The sequence below is a fragment of the Streptomyces hawaiiensis genome (assembly GCF_004803895.1).
Lineage (GTDB): Bacteria > Actinomycetota > Actinomycetes > Streptomycetales > Streptomycetaceae > Streptomyces > Streptomyces hawaiiensis.
The window spans coordinates 6,955,806-6,977,292 of sequence record NZ_CP021978.1 but is presented as its reverse complement, the minus strand read 5'-3'; the positions used below and the strand labels follow the sequence as shown (position 1 = coordinate 6,977,292).

The window sequence follows — 21,487 nt, the reverse complement described above, 5'->3', positions numbered from 1 at the left end:
GCTGGCCAGGACAGGCATCTTGTAGATTCGTATGAACAGAGGTCATCGGAAACCTCCTCGTTCTCCTGTGGAAACGCGCGACCCAGCCGCGTGACCTGGGACACAGCCGGGACGCGGTCCGAAGGCCGGCGGGCATCGCCCACCAGCCCGCCGAACAGCGTTCCCCGCGTACCCCTCCAAGATCCACCATAGATTTCGAGACAAAGAACGGCGGCGACGAGAATGCGGCTGCGCGCACTGCTGGACACCGACGCGCTGGGCCTCAAGCTGCTCGGCGGCGAGGATGAGCTGGACCGCACCGTGCGGGGTGTGATGACCACCGACCTCCGCGACCCCAGCCGCTACCTCGCGGGCGGCGAACTGGTGCTCACCGGCCTGGCCTGGCGCCGGGACGCCGACGACTCGGAGCCGTTCGTCCGGATCCTGGTGCAGGCGGGCGTGACGGCCCTCGCCGCGGGCGAGGCCGAACTCGGGGACGTCCCCGAAGACCTGGTCGTGGCCTGCGCCCGCCACCGCCTCCCGCTCTTCGCGGTGCACGAGTCGGTGGCGTTCGCGACCATCACCGAACACGTCGTACGGCAGGTGTCCGGCGAGCGCGCCGGCGACCTCGCGGCGGTCGTCGACCGCCACCGCCGGATGATGACCTCGGGCCCGGCTGGCGGCGGCCCCGACGTGGTCCTGGACCTGCTCGGCACGGACCTGGACCTGAGGGCCTGGGTCCTCTCCCCCACCGGCCGCCTGATCGCCGGCTCCAAGGCGGCGGGCCCCGCCCTGCCGGCCGAGGTGTGCGCCCGGCTCGCCGGCGAGCACCTGGCCGCCACCCGCACGGGCCGCCGCGGCCCCCACCGCGTCCTCCTGGGCGCCACGACGTACTCCCTGTTCCCGGTCCGCTCCACCGGCCGCTCCCCGCAACCGGCCCGGGACGTCCGCGAGACCGTCCTGTCGGACTGGCTGCTGGCCGTGGAGGCGGACGCCGGGGACTGGCCCGAGGAGCGCCTGGACCTGCTCTACGGCGTCACCCAGCTGATCGCGGTCGAACGGGACCGCCGCGACGCGGCCCGTTCGGTCCGCCGCCGCCTGGCCCAGGAGGTCCTGGAACTGGTCCAGACGGGCGCCGCGCCCGCCGAGATCGCCGCCCGACTGCGCGTGGCCGCGCCGGTGCTGCTGCCCGGCCTGGGCGCCGCGCCGCACTGGCAGGTGGTCGTGGCCCGCGTCGACTGGGAGGGTGAGGAGATCGAGGGCGGCCCGGTGGCGCAGGCCCTGCTGGAGGAGGTCCTCGTCGACCCATCGGCCGCCGGGCCGGAGCACTCCGACCGCATCGCCGTCGCCCACACGGGCGACGAGGCCATCGCGCTGGTTCCCCTCCCGGCCGTCTCGACGGAGCACGACGGTTCGGAGGCGGGCGTCCTCGCGGACGCGCTCCTGGAATCGGTACGGGACCCCCTCACGGCGGGCCTCGACGACGACGGCCGGCTCACCCTCGGCGTCAGCGCGGCCGTCCACTCGGCGGAGGGCCTGCGCGGCGCGCTGGAGGAGGCCCGCCACGCCCGTCGCGTCGCCGCGGCCCGCCCGGGCCGGGTCTGCGCGGCGGGCCACCAGGAGCTGGCGTCACACGTCCTGCTGCTGCCCTTCGTCCCGGACGACGTCCGCCGGGCCTTCACGGCCCGCCTCCTGGACCCCCTGCGCGACTACGACCGCCGCCACCGCGCCGAGCTGATCCCCACCCTGGAGGCGTTCCTCGCCTGCGACGGCTCCTGGACCCGCTGCGCCGCCCGTCTGCACCTGCACGTCAACACGCTGCGCTACCGGGTCGGCCGGATCGAGCAGTTGACGAGTCGTGATCTCTCACGGCTCGAGGACAAGCTGGATTTCTTCCTGGCACTGCGCATGAGCTGATACGCGGGGTGTCCCGGCGGCAAACCCGGGACACCCCCGAGTCCCACGACTTTGTGAAATCCTTCACCCACCCTCTTGGCCCGGCCCGCCGATTCGTGCTGAGATGCCGCCACCACTCAACAGCTCGATGGCGTGCTCGGGGAGGGCAACGTGGCGCATACCGCCATGTCTGGTAACGGAACGACCGCCGGTGACGATCCCCTCCAGACCGCGGTATGGCGGCTGCGCTCCCGCGGGTGCTGGGCCGACGCGGCCGCCCTGCTGCTGCCGGCCACACCGGCGGCGGCGCTCCAGCGCGCTTCGTTGCTGGTGGAACGGTGTCTGTACACCGAGCAGGGCTGGGAGGAGGCCGAGGACGCGCTGCGCACGGCCGAGGCGATGGCCCACAGCGACGACGAACGCGGGGCGGCAGCTTGTGAACGCGGGTACTTGGCCTACGCGGCGACCCTGCTCGCGGTGCGGGACCGGGCCGACGAGGCGCGGGCCGCGCTCGGGCGGGCGGCGGCGCTGATCCCTCCGGGGGCTCCGGCGCGAGCTCTGCTCGACTTCCGTCGCGGGCTTCTGGCGGAGAACCTGACGAGTGCCCCGCAGGCCGCGCGGGCCGCGTACCGCCGGGCCCACGCGGGCGCGACGGCGCACTCCGATCCGCTGCTGCTGTCCTTCACGTGGCGTCATCTGGCGGGACTCGCCCTGCGGGACGGGGAGTTGGCTGAGGCGCGGCACGGTTTCACGGAGTCGCTGCGGATCCGGGAGGAGCTGGGCTACCTCATCGGCACGGCCCCGGCGCTGGTGGCCCTCGCCGACACCGAGACGGAGCCGGAGGCGTCCCGGCTGCGGGAGGAGGCCCGGCGGTTGTTCCGGCTGCTCGGGGGCGTACCGACGTGGCTGGCCCGCCAGTTGGCTCCGCCGGCTGCGACGGCTTGAGGCGGTGCCGGCTACCCGGCGTTGTCGCTGAGGCCGGGTGGGCCCGCAACCCGGCGGAGCGGGGTGCCGCTGCGCCCACCCGTGCCGCCCTTAGCGGCACGATTGCCCGCAGCTAGGGCGGAAGCCACGACGCACCCGCACCCGCCGCCGTACGCAAGGGGACGTGTCGGGGGGTGTCCGCCCGCAGCTGGTTGGCGCGTCAACGGACAGTCAGTCGGCGTGAGACCCCATCGCGCCGTTCCGAGGACGGACACCCCCCGACACGGCCCCGACCCACCACCCGGCGATCAGGCGAAGCACGGCGCCATCCCGAGGACGGACACCCGCCGTCACGCTGAGCGCTCAGCCAGCAGCAGCCGCCCCCGCGAAATGCTCGCCCACCAGTGCCCGGACCACGTCCAGGTCCCGTGCGATCAGCGCGTCCAGCAACGCCGTGTGCTCGTGCGCGTCCGCCACCAGATCGGCCCGCCCCCGGGCCCCCGGCCCACCCCCGACCAGCGGCCACTGCGCCCTGCGGTGCAGGTCCTCCGCGATCTGGACCAGCTGCACGTTGCCCGAGAGGGACAGCACGGCCCGGTGGAACCCCCGGTCGGACTCCGCGTAGGTCGCGCGGCAGCCCGAGGACGCCGCGCGCACCGTCGCCTCGGCGAGAGGGCGCAGCGCGGCCCAGCGTTCGGCGGGGACGGTACGGGCCAGCCGCAGCATCACCGGCACCTCGATCAGCGCCCGCACCTCGGCCAGTTCCGCCAGTTCCCGCACACCCCGTTCGACCACCCGGAACCCGCGGTTCGGCACGACCTCGACGGCCCCTTCGAGGGCCAGTTGCTGCATGGCCTCCCGCACCGGCGTCGCCGAGACCCCGAACCGCTCGCCCAGCACCGGCGCCGAGTACACCTCACCCGGCCGCAGATCCCCCGCCACCAGCGCGGCACGCAGCGCGTCCAGGATCTGCCCCCGCACGGAGGCCCGCTGGACAACCGGCCGAGCCCGCGGAACGGCCGGCCCGGGCGGCTCACTGTGCGTGTGCTCCCCCCGCACCGCCGCCCAGGGTGTTCCCGTTTCCGCGGAGCCCTGCGCTCCCTGCTTCACGGGTCCTCCTCCGGACGTATCGGTACTTGGGGTCATTACGGCGGGTTGTTACTCGTCCGTCAAGCACCATAAGCGCCCCGGCCCCCAGTTCAAATCTCAGTTCAATTTCCGCGGATCTTGGGTAAGGTAAGGCTTACCTTCAAGAGCCCCGTTTCACCCCCGACGGATCGGTGATCACATGCCCGCGCCCCAATCGGCCGTCTCCGGCGCCTACACCCGCCTGGCCGAGGTCCTCCCGGGGCTCGCCGTCACCGAACTGAACGCCGAGGACGAGACGCCGATCGGCGGCGGCTGGACCGCGGCGGCCGACCTCGCGGCCGCCGGCCCCGCCCTCGACCGCTTCCTGGCCTGGGACGTGGAGCAGATCCAGCGGGACTACGACCGGCAGGCCCGCCCCGACGTCGTCGCCAGCTTCGGCCTGCACCGCTACGCCTGGCCCGCCTGCCTCCTGATCACCGTGCCGTGGTTCCTGCACCGCCGGGTCCCCCGCTACCCCGTGACGCACGTCTCCTACGACCGCACCGCTCCCGGTCACGCCCTCGGGCACCTGGCCGTCCGCCCCGCCGGCTTCGCCTGCCTGCCCGGCGACGAGGCGGCCGAGCTGCCCGGTGCCCGGGTCGTCCCCGACGAGGAGGCGCTGCGGGCGGAGGTGCGGTCGGCGGTCGCCGAGCACCTGGAGCCGGTCCTGGCCGGTTTCGGCCCCCGGATGCGGCGCCGCGGACGCGCCCTGTGGGGTATGGCGACCGACGAGATCGTCGAAGGCCTCTGGTACATCGCCCAGCTGCTCGGCGAGATCGAGGAGCGGCGCGCGATGCGCGAGCTGGAGCTGCTTCTGCCGGGCGCGACCAAGCCGTACGTCGGCACGGCGGCGTTCCGCGAGCTGACCGGGCCCGGCGGCGAGCCACTGCTCACCCGCGACCGCGCGAGCTGCTGCATGTTCTACACGCTGCGCCCGGAGGACACCTGCGCCACCTGCCCGCGCACCTGCGACACGGACCGCGTCACCAAGCTGCTGGCCACGGCCGGTTGACGTGCGGCCGGGGTCGATCGCTCCCGCCGTCCCGTAAGATCATCGCGGAACCGGACACCCACACGCCCACCGGCGATTCACAACTTCCCCACGCGTCACGGGAACTTTCCGGAGAACCACTCGTACGGGTAGTCTTGTTCGAACTCAACTCCCGCCCCTCAAGCGGCAGTTCGAGCAGAACGCCGCCCTGGGCATTCCCTTGCACTTCCTTGGCGGCCTCTTGCCCCGAAACCCCCTGAGGGCCGATGGGATTGGGCCAATATGGCGGGCGTTACGCCCTATCCCAATGCAAGGGACCACCCAGATGAGACTGACCGACATATCGCTGAACTGGCTGCTTCCGGGCGCCGTGCTTCTCCTGGGCATGCTGGCGGCGGTGGCGGTGCTCGCACGCGGCAAGCGCTCCTCGGTCAAGGACACGAGCGCGGACGACTCCTGGGAGCGCAGCGAGGAACGCCGCAGACGCAAGGAAGCCCTCTACGGCACCCTCTCTTACCTCCTGCTCTTCTGCTGTGCGGCCGTCGCCGCCCTGCTCTCCTTCCACGGCCTGGTCGGCTTCGGCGAGCAGAACCTCGGACTGTCCGGCGGCTGGCAGTACCTCGTCCCGTTCGGCCTGGACGGCGCCGCGATGTTCTGCTCCGTCCTCGCGGTGCGCGAGGCCAGCCACGGTGACGCCGCTCTCGGCTCCCGGATACTGGTCTGGACGTTCGCCTTCGCCGCGGCCTGGTTCAACTGGGTGCACGCGCCCCGGGGCGCCGGCCACGCGGGTGCCCCCCACTTCTTCGCGGGTATGTCCCTGTCGGCGGCGGTGCTCTTCGACCGCGCGCTGAAGCAGACCCGCCGGGCCGCCCTGCGGGAGCAGGGCCTGGTGCCCCGCCCGCTGCCGCAGATCCGTATGGTGCGCTGGCTGCGGGCCCCCCGCGAGACGTACCGTGCCTGGTCGCTGATGCTCCTCGAGGGTGTGCGCAGCCTGGACGAGGCCGTCGACGAGGTGCGCGACGACAAGCGCAAGAAGGAAGAGACCCGGCAGCGGCGGCGCGACCAGCAGCGCGTGGAGCGGGCCCAGCTGAAGGCGATCAGCCGCGGTCACCGCGGCCACTTCGGCCGTGGTGCCGGACGCCAGCTCGAGGTGCAGGTGGAGCGCGGCTCCTCGCAGGTCTCCGCGGAGCCTGCCATATCCGCGCCGGAGCCCCTGCCCGTGCGCTCGCGTCCCTCCCTTCAGCCGGTACGCAAAGGAACTGACCCCGTGACCGTCGACCTCACCGCCGAGGACGACACCATGGCGCTGCCGCGTCTGGACTCCCTGGAGCGCAAGCTCAAGGACCTCGAGCAGCAGTTCGGTTAGCCGCACCGCGTCGACGCGGTGAAGGGGCGTGGCCTGCGGGCCGCGCCCCTTCGGCGTTCACGCCGCCTCGGCCTCCAGCTCGAACCAGATGGCCTTGCCCACTCCGTGCGGCCGGATCCCCCAGGCGTCCGCGAGGGACTGCACCAGGAACAGGCCCCTGCCGTTCGTACCGTCGTCGGCGACCGGTACGCGCAGCCGGGGCCTGCGGGCCACGAAGTCCCGTACCTCCACCCGCAGTCCGCGGGGTCCGACGGTGGCCGTGAGGACCGCGTCGTGGTCGGTGTGGACGATCGCGTTGGTGACGAGTTCGCTGGTGAGCAGTTCCGCCACGTCCGATTGTCCGTGCTTCCCCCACTGCCGGAGCAGTTCCCGCAGGGCCCGGCGGGCTTCCGGGACGGCCCGCAGGTCCGCCCGCCCGAGTCTGCGCCTCAACTGCGGCGCCGGATCCCGCTCCGTGACGTCGTCGGTCCTGTCCTCCACCGTCTTCGCCGAGATGCCCCCGATCGCTATGGGTCCGCCTCGTCGTGCCTGCCTCTCCATGACCCCCGCCCGCGCGCCGATGTCGGTTCCCCTCCTGCTCGAACATGTTCACGGGGATCCATGCCCCATCGGGAACGCGGCAGTCATGTCGAATCGTCAACGACCGGGTGTTCGGCCACCGGAACGGGGCGGACGGCCCGGGCGGCGGGCCGCTGAGCGGCACGGCGGTGGAGGAGAGGGGGACAAGAGGGTAGCCGGTCATCGTCCTCCGGCGGATCCTGACCGCCGGAGATCGGACGATGGGCCGACGGCCGGCTGCCGATCCCTGCGTACGCGGCGAAGGAGCGGGCGACCGGCCCCCTGCGCGGTGCTCCGGTGAAGTTGGCCGAAGTACGACGGTCTTGACGGACACCGAGACCGGTACGGGGCCGTCCTCCCCACCCCCGTGGCGGGAGGACGACCCCGGTCTTCCGGCGGAGAGGCGGTCAGTACAGCTTGTTGACGGCGGTGGCCGTCGTCTTCTTGAAGGCCGCCACAGGAGCGTCGTCGAAGTCGCCCATCTGCCCCCATGACACGACGGTGACGGTCCTGCCGTCGCGTCCGACGGACAGCAGCGAGATGTCCGTGGCGCCCCAGGACGTCTCGGTGTGCAGGCCGCGCACGCGAGCGCCCTCCTCGACGGGCAGCGAACCGTAGTCCCGGCCCTCGGCCTCGACGTCCGGGTCGGATTCCTCGATGCGGTGTGCGCAGGTGCGGATCAGATCGTCGTAGTGCTTCGCCAGGGCCTTGGCCTGGGCGGCTGTGCCGGTCACGACGGTCAGCTGCACGGCGCCGGCGTCCAGGTCGGTCCGGAACTCACGGTGCCGGTAGTCGTAGTCGAGCACGCCCTCCGTACTCACGCAGAAGCCGAGCCCCTCCGGGAACCCTTCGGTGACCGGGCCGGCCGTCCAGGCCGAGGTCGGGTGCGGCGGCAGCTGGGACGCCGACAGGAACTTGGGTGCGGCGGCCTTCGGCGCGGCGCCGGCGGCCGGTGCCGTGAGGACCGTGCCCGCCGTGAGGGCGGCGACGGTGAGTGCGGTGAGCGCGCCGGCTCGGATGCGCATGGGCATGGGTGTTCCCCCGTGGGTGAGTTCGTGGATGTGGATGCCGCGGCGAGGCCGGCTGGTCGGCCCGGGCCTGGTCGGTGCGACACCAAGAGCATCAGCGGTCCCACCGCCCGGATGCAACAGCCCGCACCCGATCCGGCGCGGTGGAACCATCCCAGCCCGTCTGACGTGCAGGTACATGGAGTGCCTGGGATGCCGTTCCGGGCCGGGTCGGACCACAAGGGCGGGGGAACGGTGTCGGCACAGGACGACGTCGACGACGTCGGGGAGTTCGCGGCGCTGCTGAGGACGCTGAAGGAGCGCACGGACCGCAGTTACGGTTCACTGGCCCGGCGCCTGGCCATGAACACCTCGACGCTGCACCGCTACTGCGCGGGCGAGGCGGTCCCGCTCGACTTCGCGCCCGTGGAGCGCTTCGCCGCCCTGTGCGGGGCGTCACCGGAGGAACGTCTGGAGCTGCACCGCCGCTGGCTCCTCGCGGTGGCGGCGCGGCAGCGTCCCCGGACGGCGAGCGCGGCCGGTACGGCGGAGGAGTCCGCGATCGCCGCGGACGAACCGGGGGACGCACCCGAAGGCATCGACAGCCCTGCCGACACACCCCCACTTCCCCACCGCCCCTGGTACCGCCGCAGACGCGTCGTGGTCGCGGTGGCCGCCGCCTGTGCGGTGCTCGCGACGCTCGGGAGCCTGTCCGCGCTGCCGGACGAGCGGCGGGCGTCCGGCGACGACCGGCCCCGTGCCGCCGGTCCGGCCGCGTCCGCCACGACGTCAGCCGGTGCCTCGGACCGGCGCGGCGCCTCCCCCACCCCGAGCGGTGGCTCCCCCGCTCCCGAGCGGCCCTCACCGTCCGCCACCCCGAGACAGAAGAAGCCCGCCCCCTCACCCTCCGTCCGCACCACCCCGCCCACCGGCACAACCGCCCCCACCACGCCCCTCACCTGGTCGGCCGACTCCCAGGCCTGGAAGCTGGGCTGCGGTCACGACTACGTCGTCGCCGCGCCGCCCGAGCAGGTGCCACCGCCGCCGGTCCCTCAGGACGCCGGGGTCTGGGCCGCGTCGCAGAACGCGGTGCACGGCGGTGAGACGCTCGTGCGGCTGTCCGTGCAGGGGCGGACCGACACGGCCGTCGTACTGGAGGCGCTGCGCGTGCGCGTGGTGGGGCGTACGGCACCCGCGCAGGGCAACGCCTACGCCATGGACCAGGGCTGCGGCGGTTCGGTCACCCCGCGCTCCTTCGACGTGAACCTCGACAAGGACCGCCCCATCGCCCGCGCGGTCGCCGGGAGCGACACCGGTACGCCGATCCCGGCGGTACGCATGCCGTACCGCGTCTCCGCGCGGGACCCCGAGGTGCTGCTGGTCAACGCCAGGGCCCAGGCGTGCGACTGCCGTTGGTACCTGGAGCTGGACTGGTCCTCCCAGGGCCGCACGGGCACGGTCCGGATCGACGACGACGGTCGCCCGTTCCGGACCAGCGGCATCAAGGGCCTGCCCCGCTACATGTACGACACCTCCGCACGCCAGTGGGCGCCCTATCGCTAGGGCCGCGGCACGTTGCGCAGGTTGGAACGGGCCATCTGGAGCATCCGGCCGACCCCGCCGTCCAGCACCATCTTCGAGGCGGACAGGGCGAACCCGGTCACCATCTCGGCCTTGATCTTCGGCGGGATGGACAGCGCGTTGGGGTCGGTGACGACGTCGACGAGAGCCGGACCCTTGTGCTTGAAGGCGTCCTTCAGGGCCCCGGGGAGGTCCTTGGGCTTCTCGACGCGCACCCCGTACGCACCGCAGGCGCGGGCGACGGCGGCGAAGTCGGGGTTCTTGTTGGCGGTGCCGTACGACGGGAGCCCGGCGACCAGCATCTCCAACTCGACCATGCCGAGGGAGGAGTTGTTGAACAGGACGACCTTCACGGGCAGGTCGTACTGCACCAGCGTCAGGAAGTCGCCCATCAGCATGGAGAAGCCGCCGTCACCGGACATCGACACGACCTGCCGTTTGCGGTCGGTGAACTGGGCGCCGATCGCCATGGGCAGCGCGTTCGCCATCGAGCCGTGCGAGAAGGAACCGATGACGCGGCGGCGGCCGTTGGGGGAGATGTAGCGGGCGGCCCAGACGTTGCACATGCCGGTGTCGACCGTGAACACGGCGTCGTCGGCGGCGACTTCGTCGAGCACGGAGGCCACGTACTCGGGGTGGATCGGCGTGTGTTTCTCGACCTTGCGCGTGTACGCCTTCACCACCCCCTCCAGCGCGTCCGCGTGCTTCTTCAGCATCCGGTCGAGGAAGCGGCGGTTCTTCTTCTCCTTCACCCGCGGGATCAGACAGCGCAGCGTCTCCCGTACGTCGCCCCACACCGCGAGGTCCAGCTTCGAGCGGCGACCGAGGTGTTCGGGCCGGATGTCCACCTGGACGATCTTGACGTCGTCGGGCAGGAAGGCGTTGTAGGGGAAGTCGGTGCCGAGCAGGATCAGCAGGTCGCACTCGTGAGTGGCCTCGTAGGCGGCGCCGTACCCGAGCAGCCCGCTCATCCCGACGTCGTACGGGTTGTCGTACTGGATCCACTCCTTGCCGCGCAGGGCGTGCCCCACCGGGGACTTGACCTTCCCGGCGAACTCCATGACCTCGGCGTGCGCGCCGGCCGTGCCGCTGCCGCAGAAGAGGGTGACCTTGCCGGCCTCGTCGATCATCTCGACAAGCCGGTCGATCTCGGCGTCGCCGGGGCGGACCGTCGGGCGGGAGGTGACGAGGGCGGTCTCGGCGGCCTTCTCCGGGGCGGGCTGGTCGGCGATGTCGCCGGGCAGGGTGACGACACTGACGCCGCTGCGGCCGACGGCGTTCTGGATGGCGGTCTGCAGCAGCCGGGGCATCTGCTGCGGGCTGGAGATCATCTCGCTGTAGTGGCTGCACTCGGCGAACAGCCGGTCGGGGTGGGTCTCCTGGAAGAAGCCGAGGCCGATCTCGCTGGACGGGATGTGCGAGGCGAGGGCGAGGACCGGGGCCATGGAGCGGTGGGCGTCGTAGAGGCCGTTGATGAGGTGGAGGTTTCCGGGGCCGCAGGAACCGGCGCAGGCGGCGAGCCCGCCGGTGATCTGCGCCTCGGCACTGGCGGCGAAGGCGGCGGTCTCCTCGTGCCGGACGTGGATCCAGTCGATGGCGGAGTTGCGTCGGACGGCGTCGACGACCGGGTTGAGGCTGTCGCCGACGACTCCGTAGAGGCGTTTGACTCCGGCACGGGTGAGGATGTCGACGAACTGTTCCGCGACGTTCTGTTTGGCCATGGTTCTCGTCTGCCCCTTCGGTCTCCTGGGATCCCTCCGGGTTCCATCAAGTCACACCGGTCGCGCTCACGCCTCCCACACGGCGGCGGCCGTACGGTCGTCCGCATAACCCTTGACCCGGACTTGGGAGTCGGCGAGGAAGGCCGCGAGGCCGGGCGGCTCGGGGCGGGACCAGCGCTCGGCGAGGTACTCGCCCAGTTCGGGCTCGGCGCGCAGGGGCTCGGCGAGGCCGCCGCTGCACATCAGGAGCGTGTCACCCGGGCGGGCGACGGAGGTCCGGAAGCGGAAGGGCTCGCGGGGCGGCTCCGGGGCCGGCTCGTACGGGCTGGGCGGGGTCGGGATGCCCAGGTCCATGGTGAGCCGGTCGCCCTCGGGGGTCTCGGAGGGCGGCGAGCCGAACCCCACGACGGGTTCTCCCTTGACGTCGGCGACCTGCGGCTCGATGTCCTGCCACTCCCCCTCCCGCAACCGGAACAGTCCGCCCGGCCCGACCCCGAAGAACACACGCGTACGGCATGCGGGGTCGGCCGACAGCAGCAGGCAGCGCAGACTGGCCGCGTACTCCTCGGGGTCGACGCCCTGCTCGGAGGCGCTGGCCCGGAGCTTGCCGAGGCTACGGTCGGTGAGCCGGTGCAGCCCGGACTTCAGGTCGCCGCGCCGGCCGTCCCTTATGTCCTCGACCAGGCGTGCGTGGCTGCGTCCGACGGCCCGCCCGATCCAGTGGCAGGCCTCGGCGGCGGCCCGGTGCGCACCCGGCGTGGCCCGGGCCCCGGTCGCCATCGCCACCAGCAGCAGCGCGTGCTCCCCCGTGCCGAAGCGGGCGGTGAGCAGCGAATCCCTGCGGGGCTCGCCCCGGTACCGCGCGGAGTCGCCCCGCACGGAAACGGCCCGCACCGTACAGGCCCCGTACCGGGCCCCGTCCAGCACGGTGTCCGCCACGAGGTCGTCGAGATCATCCGGATCGGCGGCCGGGAGAGCGGTGGGTTCGCCGTCGTAGGTGGGCGGCCGGGTTCCGACGTAGCCACGGGAGCGGGGAGTGGACGCGGGGCGCTCGATCCGGGGGCCGGGTTGGCCGGGCGGGGGGTCGGTGGTGGGGGGCGGGGGCGCCGGGTCGGCGGGGCGCAGCAGTACCGACTGAGGATCTGCGGGACGCGGGACCGCGGACGGCGGCTCGGCGGGGAGCGGCGGCCAGGTCGGAGGGGCCGTCGGGGGTGAGGGGACCGGGGGTGTCGGTGAGGTGGGGGTCGTCGGGGCGGGGGGCTGCCTCGGGCTCTCCGAGGGTGGACGGGGGGCGGCGGCAGGCGGGGCCCCGTCGCCTCCGCGCTCGCCCGGGGACGGACCCGGGCCGACCGGCGAAGCCGCGTCACCCCCCGCGCGCTCGCCCGCGGACGCACCCGGGCTGACCGGGGGAACCGCGTCATCTCCGGCGCACTCGCCCGGGCGCGCACGCGGGTCGGCCGGCGAAGCCGCGTCGAGCCCCGCGCGCTCGCCCGCGGACGCACCCGGGCCGACCGGCGAGGCTGCCTCGCGTGGGCGCTCGTCCGTGGGCGCGCGGTCGGGTTTCCGCTCGGCGCGCCCCGGCGGTTTCGCCGCGGTCGGGAAGCTCACGGGCCCGGTGGGCCCGGGCGGCGGCTCCCAGGGCGCGCGCTGCGGGGACCGGCCGTACGGGCGGGGCGTGTCCAGCACGTCATCGGCCCCGCTCCGGGGCGCCGGGAACATGGGCTCCGCGCCGAAGAGCCGCCCCACCGGCCGGTCCGAGGGCCCTGTCCGCTCCTCCGCCCCGTCTCCCACAGCTCCCGACGCCGAAGCGAACCGGTCGTCCAGAGAATCCCGCGCCGGTGTGGGGCCCGTGTCGTCGGTGGAGTCCTCGTACAACTCCCTCCACCAGTCGTCCTCGTGACCGGTGGGCCTTCCCCCCTGCTGGCTCATGCCCGTAATTGTCCACCGCACGAGCCGGATGAAAACGGGGCTTGTGGAAAAAACCGCCCCGCCACGGGACGGCGAACGGCACGTCGAGTGAGCCGTAGAACGGTCATGCGATATCGGGAGCCCGGCGGGCCGCGGGCGGCTGACCTGCGGGTCTGGGTCCCGGACACGCTTCTGACCTGCGCGTTCTCGCTTGTTCCGGCAGTCTGGTCAGATGGGAGTGTGGGACCTCCTGCTGGTCGGGCTGGTCATCCTGCTCGGGCTGTGCGGAGTGCTGCTGCCCGCGATGCCGGGACCATTGCTGGTGTGGGCCGCGGTCATGTGGTGGGCGCTGAAGGATCCGCAGCCCGTCGCGTGGTGGGTGCTGGTCGCCGCCACGGTGCTGCTGCTCGTCTCCCAGGCCGTCCGCTGGGCGTTGCCACCCCGGCGGCTGCGTATGAACGCCACCACCCGCCGCATGCTGTCCTGCGCCGGAGCCGGTTCCGTCCTCGGCTTCGTCCTGGTCCCCGTACTGGGCGCGATCCCGGGATTTTTGGCCGGTGTCTACCTCTTCGAACGGCTCCGCCTCGGCCGTCACACCGACGCGATCGCCGCCCTGCGCACGGTCATGCGCGCGGGCGGCTCCAGCATCCTGGTCGAACTGTTCACCTGCCAGCTGATCGCGGCGGCCTGGGTGGGTGCGGTCTTCTGGGGCTGAGCCCTCAGGCGGGCAGCACACCCTCGTGCGTCAGCAGCCGAACCTTGCGGTCCAGGCCGCCCGCATAGCCGGTCAGTGCGCCGTCCGCGCCGATCACCCGGTGGCACGGCCGGACCACCAGCAGCGGATTCGCGCCGATCGCACCGCCGACGGCCCGCACGGCCGCCCGGGGCGCCCCGATGCGCGCGGCGATCTCGCCGTAGGTCGCGGTCGAGCCGTAGGGGATGTCGTCCAGCGCGGCCCAGACCTGCTCGCGGAAGGCGGTGCCCTCGGTGCGCCAGGTCAGGCGGAACTCCTTCAGTTCCCCGGCGAAGTAGGCGGCGAGCTGCTCCTCGGCCTCCCGGAAGGGCCCGGGGTCGCGCCGCCAGTCGTCCCGCACCTCGCGTCCGCCCTTCTGGCCGGGCACGGACAGGGAGGTCAGCTCTCCGGTCGGGGCGGCGGTGAGGAGCAGCGGCCCGAGGGGGCCGGTCACACTCGTCCAGTAGATCGGGCAGGTCATCGGGACTCCCACTCCCCTGCTGCGCGCAGGTGGTTCAGAGCGTACGAGCGCCAGGGGCGCCAGCTGTCGGGGACGTCGAGGCCGGGCGGGGCCACGTCCGGGTCGCCGAGGGCGCGGATGCGGATCTCGGCCACGGTACGGGCGTCCAGGCCGGGCACGGCACGCAGGGCGTCCCGCGCGTCGTCCCGGTCGACGCCCGGGTCCAGTCGGACGGCCTGGTCGGCGAGGGCGGCGGTGAGCGCGCCGAGGGTGCCGCCGGGTTCGGCCCCGGCGAGGACGGCGGGCTCGGGGAAGAGGTGGGTGAGGCTGCCGCAGGGGGCGTCGAGGGCCTTGCCGTAGCGGTGTACGAGCCGTTCCGCCTCGACGCGGCCGGTCAGCGCGCGCACGGCGAGTTCCTCCGGGTCGGCGGTGCCCGGTGAGCGCAGGCCGGGCCGGGCGGCGACCAGGGGTGCCAGCCGCGGGTCGGCGGCGAGGCGCTCGTCGACGGCGTAGGGGTCGGCGTCGAGATCGAACAGCCGCCGCAGCCGCTGGACGGCGGTGGTCAGGTCGCGCGGGTCGGTGAGGTGCAGCCGGGCGTCGAGCCAGCCGCCCGGGTGGGCGCCGAGTCCGGTCCGGGCGGCGCCCGGGCGTTCCTCCACGGCGACGATGCCGGTGCCGTACGGCAGGCGGAGGGTGCGCCGGTAGGTGCGGGTGCCGGGCGGGCCGCTCACCTCCTCGATGCCGGGTACGGCCTCGTGTTCCAGCAGGTCGAAGACGGGTCCGGCCCGGTAGGGGCCGCGGTGGGCGAGCCGGAGCGGGATGCCCGCGTTGGGGGTGGCCGTGCGGCGGCCCCGGCCGTGCTTCGGCGCGGCGGCGCGCAGCTCGCTCGGGGTCGACGCGTACACGGCCCGGATCGTGTCGTTGAACTGCCGCACGCTGGCGAAGCCCGACGCGAACGCGATCTCGGTGATGGGCAGCTCGGTGGTCTGCACCAGGACGCGCGCGGTGTGGGCCCGCTGGGCCCGGGCGAGCGCGACCGGTCCGGCGCCGAGTTCGGCGGTGAGCTGCCGCTGTACCTGCCGTGCGCTGTAGCCGAGGCGTTCGGCGAGCCCGGCGACGCCCTCCCGGTCGACCACGCCGTCGGCGATCAGCCGTACGGCCCGGCCCACCACGTCCGCGCGGACGTTCCACTCGGCGGAGCCGGGCACGGCGTCCGGGCGGCACCGCCGGCAGGCCCGGAAACCCGAGCCCTGCGCGGCGGCGGCCGTGGCGAAGAACCGTACGTTGGCCCGCTTCGGGGTGACCGCGGGGCAGCTCGGCCGGCAGTAGATGCCGGTCGTCTCGACCGCGAAGAAGAACACGCCGTCGAAACGGGCGTCGCGGCTGCGAACGGCCTCGTACCTGGTGTCTTCGTCCGTTCCCTGGTTCATCACCCGTCCAGTCTCCGCCGCCGGCCGGTCGGCCGCTGGCGGAAATCGGACACCGTGATCGGGCCGGGGGTCCGAACGGCGGGACGCGGAGCGGTTACGAACGCCCGTGCGGTCCCCGCTTCGCCTCCATCGCGGCCTTGCCGATCGCCCCCTTCCGCTTCCAGTCCTTGCGGATCTCGGCCCGCAGGCGGGCGTCGGTCTTGGCGACGATGCGCTGGTTCTCCCGCAGCAGCTTGCGGTAGCTCTGCAGCCGGCGCTCCGGCAGCTCACCGGTGTCGACGGCGGCCAGTACGGCGCACCCCGGCTCGGCCTCGTGGGCGCAGTCGTGGAAGCGGCACCGCTCGGCCAGTTCCTCGATCTCGGAGAACACCTGCCCGACGCCGGTCCCGGCGTCCCACAGGCCGACGCCCCGCAGCCCGGGGGTGTCGATCAGGACGCCCCCGCCGGGCAGCGCGAGCAGGTTGCGCGTGGTCGTGGTGTGGCGGCCCTTGCCGTCGACGTCCCGGATGGCCTGGACGGTCATGACGTCCTCGCCGAGCAGCGCGTTGGCGAGGGTCGACTTGCCCGCGCCGGACTGCCCGAGCAGCACGGACGTCCCCCCGCCGACGATCGCGGCGAGCACGTCGAGCCCGTCCCCGTCCACGGAGCTGACGGGCACGACGGCCACGCCGGGCGCGCTCGTCTCCACGTCCTGGACGAGGTACGAGAGGGTCACGGCGTCCGGCACGAGGTCGGCCTTGGTGAGGACGACGACGGGCTGGGCCCCGGACTCCCAGGCGAGTGCGAGGAAGCGCTCGACGCGGCCGAGGTCCAGCTCGACGGCGAGGGACACGGCGATGACGGCGTGATCGACGTTGGCCGCGAGGATCTGCCCCTCGGACCGCTGGGAGGAGGTGGAGCGGACGAAGGCGGTGCGGCGCGGCAGGTAGGTGCGGACGTAGCGCGGGTTCCCGCCGGGTTCGACGGCGACCCAGTCGCCGGTGCACACGACCCGCAGGGGGTCGTGCGGGGTGACGAACGCGGTGTCGGCCCGCAGCAGCCCGTCGGCGGTGACGACGTCGCACTGCCCGCGGTCGACCCGGACGACCCGGCCGGGCAGCAGCCCTTCGGCCTCGTAGGGGGTGAACGCCTCGGCCCAGGCCTCGTCCCAGCCGTAGGGAGCGAGAGCGGTGGAAACGGATGAAGCGGAGGAGGAAGACAAGGGTGACCCTTCCAAGGTCGGCCCCCGGCCCGACAGTCAGTCGGATCAGCCGGTGGCCACGGAGGTGGACTTGATGAACTGGATGCGGGCAGCGCTCGGCGCAATGACAGCCATCGGTCAACACCTCCCTGTCTCTCTCGTGTTCTCATCGGGGAACCGCCGTGTGCGCGGAACCACCATGTCTACGGAACCGCCGTGTGGGCGGAACAGCCGTCACGTTATCCCGTCACGGCGGAGGTGCGTCAACCGCTTTTCGCGCAGGCGTGGCCGTTCAGCTCGAAGTCGTACGGCGGGGAGTTCTTGCCCCGCCAGGAGGCGAGGAAGCCGAAGGCCAGGTCGCCGCCCGCGGGGACCGACTTGTTGTAGTCGGCGGCGGTGGCGGTGACGCGGGAGCCGTCCTGGGCGACGGAGGCGTCCCACATCTGGCCGACCCGCTGGCCGTCCCGGAAGGACCAGGCGACGCGCCAGGAGTCGAGGGACTTGGTGCTGGTGACGGTGACGGTGGCCTGGAAGCCGTCGGGCCACTGGTTGACCAGGTCGTACTCGACCCGGCAGGCGGGGTCCGCGCTCTCGCCGGGTTCGGTCCGGTCGGTGGGCGAGGAGGTGCCCTGCGGTTCGGTGTGGCGGTTCTGGCCCTCCGACTTGCCGGACTTCTCCGGCTGCTTCGTGCCCTGGGTGGTCCGGTCGGCCGGCTTCGAGGTCGCGGGCGGCAGGGACGGGGCGGACGGCAGGGGCGGAGCGGGGTCGGCGACCGGCTGGCGCTCGCCGCCGGGCGCGCCGAGGTCGTCGTCACCACTGCCGAAGGGCATCAGCGAGACGCCGAGGGCCAGCACGGAGACCAGGACCGCGGCGACGAGGAGGCCGTTGCGGGCGACGCGCGCCTTCTGCTCCCCGTCCTCCGGTTCTCCGGCCGTCTTGTCCCCCGGGCCGGGTCGGCCGGCGCCGAGCCGTACCTCGGCGGCGCGGCGGCGGCGCTCCAGGTAGGCGAGTCCACCCCAGCCGATCACCCCGCCGGCCAGCGCCCCGGGCAGGGCGCCGCCGTGCAGGCGCAGGCAGGCTGCGGCTTCGGCGCACGGCACGCAGGTGGCGAGGTGCCGGGAGAGGTCGCCGGGGGTCTCGGCGGCGGAGGAGCGGGTCACGGCGTCGAGCAGCCGGGCGTAGCTGCGGCACCGGGCGTCCATCGGCGTGTCGAGGTGGTTGCGGTGGCAGCGGTCCCGGAACAGGGTGCGCACCTGCTGGAGTTCCCCGGCGGCGCCGGCCGGGTCGAGGCCCAGGCGGCGGGCGACCACGGGCAGCGGCAGCGCCTCCACCTCGGCGAACCACAGCAGTTCGGCGTCGGGCTGCTGGAGATCGCGCAGGCCGCGCAGCGCGAGCGGGCGCTGCAGGGGTGGGCCGGTGTAGCGGGCGGCCTTGTCCGAGTTGAGCCACAGGCGCAGGTCGGGGTCGAGTTTGTGCCCCTGCCCCTGTTCCTCCCAGGCCGCGGCCGTGGTGCGTACGGAGGTCAGCAGCAGGGGTATGCGGGGCAGCCGGGCCGGGCGGCGGCCGGTGCCGCGGACCGGGCCGGTGCCGGCGGCGCGGGCCTCGCGTATGCCGTGCGCGAACGCCTCGCGGCCCAGCTGTGCGGCGGCCGAAGAACCGGACGTGCACAGGTCCGCGTACGCGAGGACCGCGTCCCAGCACTCGGAGAACAGCGCGGCCTCGGTGGCGTCCTGAGGGGTCGGCAGGTCGGGCATGAGTCTCCTGCATCCACAAGCGAGGTCAACTCACCACATCGGCATTGGAGTTGGGGGGAACCTCGCGGCAGTGCAAGAGCTTTTCACGCCTCCCACACAACTGACAAGCGCCCTGTTCAGATATCACGACAGGGCGGCCGCACCCCCATGGCTCCGGCCTCGGAGTGCCATACGGGTGCGGCCGCCCTGCGACTCAGCGTCGTGCCGTCAGAAGGGACGACGTGATCGAAGTGTTATCAAACGGCGGTGGGTTCGTCGGCCGGGAGGCTGTCCATGAAGGAGCTGACCGAGAAGACCGCGTTGCCGGCGCCGGGCGGGCCGTAGCCGGGGGGCGAGGAGAGGCCGAAGTCCTCCATGGTCTGCCGGTAGGCCTGGAGCAGGCGGATGTGGTACTCCAGAGGCGCGCCCTGCGGGTTGGCCTTGCCGAGCGGCGTCGTGGGCTCCGGGCACCAGGTGGTGAAGCGGGGCGTGATGCCGTGCGACATGAAGAACCGCAGGCCCTCGGTGGTGGAGGCGATGGCCTCGTCGACCGTCTTGAAGCCGAACGGTTCGGCCATCTCCACACCCGCCACGAAGTTGGGGATGACGTTGCGTGCCCCGAAGATCTCGGCCGAGTCGAGGATGCGCTTGTGCCACTCGTCCCGGCCGACGTACCGCTCCTTGCCCGGGCAGTACATCTTGAAGAGGTACTCGTCCCACACCTCGTAGTTGGGGTGGTAGATCTGCACGCCGTAGTCCTTGAACCGCTGGACGTCGTCGCGCGGCAGCGCCTGGGCGACGACCTTGCCGATCCAGCGGCCGGGGAAGTGCTCCTCGATGGCCTTGGCGTACCGCCCGTAGAAGTCCGCCTCGTCCAGCCCCTGGACCTTCGACGTGATCGCGCCACCGGTGAGCGTGTACGCGGTCGACACCTTCGCGGTGTCGTACTTGTCGATGATCTCCAGGGCCTCGAGGACCTCGTCGACGTCCTTCACCCCCGTGTAGGGGCGGCCCGCCGCCTTGTGCTGGCGCCAGTTGTGGTTGATGTCGCAGTACTGGCACTCCTCCTTGGCGCCGAAGTACTGGCAGACGCGGAACGCGGTCAGGTAGATCAGGTAGCCCCACTGGATGGTGGGGGCGACCTCCATGACCGACTTCCCGTTGGAGAGGGTGTGCCGGTAGTACTCGGGCATGGGCGGCACGCCGACGTCGGAGATCCGCCTGCCGTCGAGGTAGAGGCCGAGCATGCCGGACTCGTCGGCCGCGACCCGGTAGGGGGAGGCCGGGTTCACCCGGACCGAGACCACCGTGCGGCGCAGGTCGTAGGGGCCGCCGGTGAGGATGATCTCCTCGGGCGGGCGGCGCAGCGCGGCTTCGCCCAGCTCGGGCAGGGTGCCGTGGTCGAAGGAGAAGATGAAGTACGACTTCGGCTTGACCTCGCCACCCTCGTTGTCACTGAGCGCGGACGGGTCGAAGGCCACTCCGCCGCGGAGCAGGTCCTCCTTGAAGACGGCCTCCCGCGGTACGTGCGGGAACCGCTCCATCAGATCCTCGACCAGCGCGGTACGGCTGCCCATCCCGATTCTCCTCCCGGTTCGGACGTACGACTCCTCACGGTATGCCCATGGGTGTACGCGGCCGGTACCGGGTCCCCCCGAGCCGGGGAACGCCCCGTTCGTGGCGTGGTGCCCGGGGTGCGGGTCAGGCTTCGCGCGCCAGCGCCGCCCAGTCGACCCCGTACGCGGGCTTCTCTCCGGCCAGCAGCCGTTCCGCCTCCTGCGCGACCGTCAGGCCGAGCCGGGCCAGTTCGTTGCCCTGGGAGCCCGCGAGGTGCGGGGTGACGAAGGCGCCGGGCAGGTCGTAGAGGGGCGAGTCGGCGGGGAGCGGCTCCGGGTCGGTGACGTCGAGGATCGCGGTCAGACGGCCGGTGCGCAGTTCCGTCACAAGGGCGTCGTGGTCGACCAGCGCGCCGCGCGCGGTGTTGATCAGCACCGCCCCGTCGGGCATGAGGGCCAGCTCGCGGCGGCCGATCATGTGGTGGGTCTCGGGCGTCTCGGGGGCGTGGACGGTGACGATGCCGGACGTGCGCAGCAGCTCGTCCAGGGGCAGCAGGGGGACGCCGAGCGCGGCGGCCTGCCGCTCGTCGACGTACGGGTCGGTGAGGGCCGGCCGCAGGTCGAAGGGGCGCAGCAGTTCGAGGACGCGGCGGCCGATGCGCGAGGCACCGATGACGCCCACCCGGCGGCCGTAGTTGCCGATGCCGGGGATGACGCCCCAGCCGGCGGAGGTACGGGCGGTGCGCATCCGGTCGCGGGCGGCGAGGACGTCCTTCCCGGCGAGCAGGATCATGGCGAGGGTGTACTCGGCGACCGGCAGCGCGTTGGCGACGGCCGCCGAGGAGACGGCGATGCCGCGCTGCCAGATCCCGGGGGTGGCGAAGGACTTCACCGAGCCGGCCGAGTGCAGCACCGCCCGCAGCCGGGGAGCGGCGTCGAGGACCGCCTCGTCGAGCCGGGGGCACCCCCAGCCGGTCACCAGGATCTCGGTCCGGGCCAGCGCGCCGAGGACGCGCGGGTCGGTGAAGTCCTCGGCCACGAGGCCGGGATCGATGTCCACGGACTTCCGCAGCCGCGCCAGCACCTCGGGCGGGAAGACCTGAGGCACGTTCTCGGCGGCCATGGCGAACAGTGCCTGGGGGCGCTGGCTCAAGGAGGTGACCTTCCGGCTCGGGGGGCGCTGCTGGAACGGCTCCCGTGACACGGACAGAAACCGGGACGGAAACCAGGGTGGAAACCCGGGGTAGAAACCGCTCTCTACGGCCCCTACCGTAGGCGGAGCCGGGCAGCAGCGGCAATGGACACCGGGCCGGGGTAGGTTCCGGCGGGGGCTTCC

17 protein-coding genes are annotated in these 21,487 nt (G+C 73.0%); 6 read left to right on the top strand and 11 right to left on the bottom strand.

The features are described from left to right. The first annotated feature begins 222 nt into the window (after positions 1 to 222). Together CEB94_RS32035 and CEB94_RS32030 are read left to right on the top strand one after the other, a co-directional pair. Complete coding sequence (locus tag CEB94_RS32035; protein ID WP_175435497.1) at positions 223 to 1,896, top strand: PucR family transcriptional regulator; 1,674 nt, start codon at positions 223 to 225, stop codon at positions 1,894 to 1,896. 150 nt (positions 1,897 to 2,046) lie between these two features. Then, positions 2,047 to 2,820 (top strand): hypothetical protein, encoded by a 774-nt coding sequence (locus CEB94_RS32030; RefSeq protein WP_175435496.1) that lies wholly within the window; start codon positions 2,047 to 2,049, stop codon positions 2,818 to 2,820. A 342-nt stretch (positions 2,821 to 3,162) separates the two neighbouring features. Here the strand turns inward: CEB94_RS32030 and CEB94_RS32025 are convergent, their stop codons facing one another. Beyond that, positions 3,163 to 3,945, bottom strand: a complete 783-nt coding sequence (locus CEB94_RS32025; protein ID WP_175435495.1) for a GntR family transcriptional regulator — start codon at positions 3,943 to 3,945, stop codon at positions 3,163 to 3,165. Positions 3,946 to 4,087: 142 nt separating this feature from the next. Between CEB94_RS32025 and CEB94_RS32020 the strand changes: the two genes are divergently transcribed. Beyond that, on the top strand, positions 4,088 to 4,939 hold the full coding sequence (locus CEB94_RS32020) for a (2Fe-2S)-binding protein (RefSeq protein ID WP_175435494.1): 852 nt from the start codon (positions 4,088 to 4,090) through the stop codon (positions 4,937 to 4,939). Between the two features lie 304 nt (positions 4,940 to 5,243). Next, positions 5,244 to 6,284, top strand: a complete 1,041-nt coding sequence (locus tag CEB94_RS32015) for a DUF2637 domain-containing protein (RefSeq protein ID WP_175435493.1) — start codon at positions 5,244 to 5,246, stop codon at positions 6,282 to 6,284. A gap of 57 nt (positions 6,285 to 6,341) precedes the next feature. Here CEB94_RS32015 and CEB94_RS32010 read toward each other — a convergent pair whose 3' ends face one another. Next, positions 6,342 to 6,824 carry an ATP-binding protein gene (locus CEB94_RS32010; protein ID WP_246111970.1) on the bottom strand — a complete coding sequence of 161 codons (483 nt, stop codon included), beginning with the start codon at positions 6,822 to 6,824 and terminating at the stop codon, positions 6,342 to 6,344. Positions 6,825 to 7,249: 425 nt separating this feature from the next. Beyond that, on the bottom strand, positions 7,250 to 7,873 hold the full coding sequence (locus CEB94_RS32005) for a hypothetical protein (protein ID WP_175435492.1): 624 nt from the start codon (positions 7,871 to 7,873) through the stop codon (positions 7,250 to 7,252). 231 nt (positions 7,874 to 8,104) lie between these two features. On the opposite strand from CEB94_RS32005, the gene CEB94_RS32000 reads away from it, so the two are divergent. Continuing rightward, positions 8,105 to 9,412 carry a helix-turn-helix domain-containing protein gene (locus tag CEB94_RS32000; RefSeq protein WP_175437234.1) on the top strand — a complete coding sequence of 436 codons (1,308 nt, stop codon included), beginning with the start codon at positions 8,105 to 8,107 and terminating at the stop codon, positions 9,410 to 9,412. Here the strand turns inward: CEB94_RS32000 and CEB94_RS31995 are convergent. Next, positions 9,409 to 11,151 (bottom strand): pyruvate dehydrogenase, encoded by a 1,743-nt coding sequence (locus tag CEB94_RS31995; protein WP_175435491.1) that lies wholly within the window; start codon positions 11,149 to 11,151, stop codon positions 9,409 to 9,411. The two genes, CEB94_RS32000 and CEB94_RS31995, sit on opposite strands and share 4 nt — an antisense overlap. Before the next feature lie 66 nt (positions 11,152 to 11,217). Continuing rightward, positions 11,218 to 13,080, bottom strand: a complete 1,863-nt coding sequence (locus tag CEB94_RS31990; protein WP_175435490.1) for a protein phosphatase 2C domain-containing protein — start codon at positions 13,078 to 13,080, stop codon at positions 11,218 to 11,220. 211 nt (positions 13,081 to 13,291) lie between these two features. Between CEB94_RS31990 and CEB94_RS31985 the strand changes: the two genes are divergently transcribed. Beyond that, positions 13,292 to 13,774, top strand: a complete 483-nt coding sequence (locus tag CEB94_RS31985; protein ID WP_175435489.1) for a DUF456 domain-containing protein — start codon at positions 13,292 to 13,294, stop codon at positions 13,772 to 13,774. 4 nt (positions 13,775 to 13,778) lie between these two features. Here CEB94_RS31985 and CEB94_RS31980 read toward each other — a convergent pair whose 3' ends face one another. The 6 genes from CEB94_RS31980 to CEB94_RS31955 form a co-directional block, all read right to left on the bottom strand. Next, positions 13,779 to 14,273 (bottom strand): methylated-DNA--[protein]-cysteine S-methyltransferase, encoded by a 495-nt coding sequence (locus CEB94_RS31980; protein ID WP_175435488.1) that lies wholly within the window; start codon positions 14,271 to 14,273, stop codon positions 13,779 to 13,781. Beyond that, positions 14,270 to 15,682 carry a bifunctional transcriptional activator/DNA repair enzyme AdaA gene (locus tag CEB94_RS31975; RefSeq protein WP_175435487.1) on the bottom strand — a complete coding sequence of 471 codons (1,413 nt, stop codon included), beginning with the start codon at positions 15,680 to 15,682 and terminating at the stop codon, positions 14,270 to 14,272. The genes CEB94_RS31980 and CEB94_RS31975 overlap by 4 nt, the downstream gene beginning before the upstream one ends. A gap of 94 nt (positions 15,683 to 15,776) precedes the next feature. Continuing rightward, complete coding sequence (gene rsgA, locus CEB94_RS31970) at positions 15,777 to 16,883, bottom strand: ribosome small subunit-dependent GTPase A (RefSeq protein ID WP_175435486.1); 1,107 nt, start codon at positions 16,881 to 16,883, stop codon at positions 15,777 to 15,779. Between the two features lie 242 nt (positions 16,884 to 17,125). Next, on the bottom strand, positions 17,126 to 18,616 hold the full coding sequence (locus CEB94_RS31965) for a cellulose-binding domain-containing protein (protein ID WP_175435485.1): 1,491 nt from the start codon (positions 18,614 to 18,616) through the stop codon (positions 17,126 to 17,128). A 236-nt stretch (positions 18,617 to 18,852) separates the two neighbouring features. Continuing rightward, the gene (locus tag CEB94_RS31960; protein WP_175435484.1) at positions 18,853 to 20,172 is read right to left on the bottom strand and encodes a radical SAM protein; all 1,320 of its coding nucleotides are present in this window, start codon (positions 20,170 to 20,172) and stop codon (positions 18,853 to 18,855) included. A 124-nt stretch (positions 20,173 to 20,296) separates the two neighbouring features. Then, a complete protein-coding gene (locus tag CEB94_RS31955; protein WP_175435483.1) occupies positions 20,297 to 21,304 on the bottom strand; it encodes a hydroxyacid dehydrogenase in 1,008 nt (335 codons plus the stop codon). Positions 21,305 to 21,487: the final 183 nt, after the last annotated feature.